Genomic DNA, 2806 nt, shown 5'->3' on the forward strand with positions numbered 1-2806 from the left:
GGACGGCGGACGGGGGGGCGCCGCGCGGCCCACCCGCCCCGGAGTTGACCACCCCCCGACCCAGGCCGCGCCGGGTCCCGCACGAGTGAAAGCTCGAACCCGGCGCGGCCACAGGAAAAGATGCGGGTGGCGCATGCAGGGGGGCGGACCGGCGCACCACAGGACAAGATGCGCGGAGAATGCCGCCGCGCGGTACGGCGTCACGGAAACGGCAAGAGGCATGCACCAACGCCCGGCCATGGAGACAGGGCGTACAGCGCGGGAGGACCGCATGACCCAGGACACCACGCACGATCCACGGCATCCCGAGCGGAGCCGCCTTGAAGAGGGGGCGGAAAGGGCCTGCACGGCCATGGAGGAAACGCGCGAGCAATTGCGTCTGGCCCATGGTCAGTTGCGCGCCTTCGCCGACGACCTGGGGCGGACCGTGCTCGATCTGCGCGCCTCGCGCGCGGAGCTGGAACGCTCGTACCTGGATACCCTGAACAGGCTCACCCTGGCCGCCGCCTACAAGGACGACGACACCGGAGACCACATCCTGCGCATGGCCTTCTACAGCGAAGGCATCGCCGCCGCGCTGGGCATGCACGCCGACGGGCTGCGCGATCTGCGCGTGGCCGCGCCCATGCACGACGTGGGCAAGATCGGCACGCCCGACGCCATCCTGCTGAAACCGGCCAGGCTCACGCCGGAAGAATTCATTGTGATGCAGCAGCATGCCACCATCGGCGAGAAGATACTGTCGGCCTCGTCGTCGCGGGTGGTGCGCGTTGCCGCCTCCATCGCGGGCACCCACCACGAACGCTGGGACGGCAGCGGCTATCCGCGCGGACTTTCGGGCGAAGCCATTCCGCTCGAGGGGCGCATCGTGGCCGTGGCCGACGTGTTCGACGCACTGACCAGCAAGCGGCCCTACAAGCCCGCCTTCGAGTTGGACAAGGCCCTCGGCATCATGCGTGAAGGGCGGGGCACCCACTTCGACCCCAGGTCGCTGGACGCCTTTCTGGACATTGTGGCAGACCTGTGGGCCGCGCGGGACAAGGTGATTTCCATCCTGCACACCGGCGAGCATGCCGGATGAAAGGCCCTGCGTTCGTGCCGGGCGGGACAGCGGCAGGCAGCGCGCCAAAACTGTTTCATGCGGTTTCTTTTGTGGAACGTTGTTTCGGATTGAAAACATCCGAGATGGAAATGGTCCGGTACAACAGTCCGCTGACATGTGTACCGCAATGTCGGAGCGTGCCGATTTTGACTAATGGTGTTGAATGCCGTGCAGGCATGGTGTAGGTGTACCGTAGCGGACGGGGTGCAACATCGCGCGCCGCCGTAACGGGAGACCCTGAAACGGCATGAAGCTTACCGCCAGAACGCGCTATGCGGCACGGGTGCTGGTAGCCCTTGCGGTGCACGGCACCGGGGGGCCGCTGACCACCACCGCGCTGTCGCGCCATACGGACATCAGCGTCCAGTTTCTGGAGCAGATCCTCAAGGATCTGCGCCGCGCCGGGCTTACGGCCAGCGCGCGAGGGGCCATGGGCGGCCACCGGCTTGCCTTGCCGCCCGCCAAGATCACCCTGGGCACCGTGGTGCGGCTCATGGAGGGCGGCATCCGCATCGCGGAACACTGCGACCTGCCCGCCACCCCCGGCGACAGGCTGACCTGCCTTGGCTGGACGCGCGCCGCCGATGCCGTGGAATCCGCCCTTGATTCGATCACCCTGGATGACCTGGCCAAGGGGCTGCCCGACCTGACAGACCCCGACCCGACGCATGACGGCACCGCCCGTGCGGACAGGCCGGGTGCCTGACGCCGTCCTTCGGCAACCGCCCCGCTCTTTTCGCCGCATTCAATCCCTCGCCTTCTTTTGACGACAATGGCGTCCCGCCCGTGCAGGCAGGACGCCGTTTCTGTTTCATGCAACAGGGCGTTCGTGATGCGACGTGTCATGTTGTGCCAACATTGTCACATGCAATGTGGATTTTCTGCGTGGCAATTCGTTCAATCCGGATTGTCCCGATGGGGAGTGAATGCGTTAGCTGTGCGATGTTGTTGAATATACCATTGCGGTATGCTATGGTACAATAGCGCGCATGAAGTGCTGCCGCTTTCCTCGTGCATGTGGATGGGGCAGGTGCGGCGCGCGCGGGGGCGGCACGGCACGGGCGTGTGGGGCTTCGTGACGGGCCGCGAGGTGATAGTCAACCGAGGGGGCAGCGCATGCGATTGCTGACCAACAGCCGCTACGGCACGCGAATGATGCTGGACATCGCCCAGCACAGCCGTCTGGGGCCGGTGTTGATGCGCGACGTGGCGCGCCGACTGGACGTATCGCAGAAGTATCTGGAAAAGATCAGCCGTTCGCTGAAAGAGGCGGGCCTGCTGATGAGCCAGCGCGGGCCCAACGGCGGTCACCGCCTGGGGCGTGCGCCCGATGACATTTCCGTGGGCGACGTGGTGCGCGTGCTGGAAGGCGGGGCGGAAATGGTGGGCTGCGGCCGCGACGAGGAAAACTGCACCCATGCCCCCGGCTGCCTTACGCGCATGGTCTGGAAGGAGTGCAGCCGGGCCATGTTCGCCCGGCTGGACGCCATCACCTTTGGCGAACTGCTGCGCTACGTGGACCAGGGCGTCAAGTTCGGCGACTGGTGCCCCGGCACCGTGGACGAGCACCGCCACGAGGCGGAACGCGAGCTGCGCGCGTTGGCCGGGCTGGAAGAACCGGCGGGCCTGACGGGTGCGCAGGCGTTCGGCGGACAGGCGGCGGTGGGTTGCCCCGTCGCTTTCGCGCCGCCCGGGCCGCAACGC

Annotated in this window: 3 protein-coding genes; all 3 read left to right on the forward strand. The window is 66.8% G+C overall.

Annotated features, from left to right (window positions below; all coding sequences use genetic code 11):
• Positions 1–271 precede the first annotated feature (271 nt).
• Positions 272–1081 carry an HD-GYP domain-containing protein gene (locus FVW20_RS11760; RefSeq protein WP_196609761.1) on the forward strand — a complete coding sequence of 270 codons (810 nt, stop codon included), beginning with the start codon at positions 272–274 and terminating at the stop codon, positions 1079–1081.
• A gap of 268 nt (positions 1082–1349) precedes the next feature.
• Positions 1350–1808 carry an RrF2 family transcriptional regulator gene (locus FVW20_RS11765; protein WP_196609762.1) on the forward strand — a complete coding sequence of 153 codons (459 nt, stop codon included), beginning with the start codon at positions 1350–1352 and terminating at the stop codon, positions 1806–1808.
• Positions 1809–2218: 410 nt separating this feature from the next.
• On the forward strand, positions 2219–2806 hold a 588-nt coding region (locus FVW20_RS11770), incomplete at its 3' end, for an RrF2 family transcriptional regulator (RefSeq protein WP_231039068.1).

This window comes from Nitratidesulfovibrio oxamicus (assembly GCF_015731765.1).
GTDB lineage: Bacteria > Desulfobacterota > Desulfovibrionia > Desulfovibrionales > Desulfovibrionaceae > Cupidesulfovibrio > Cupidesulfovibrio oxamicus.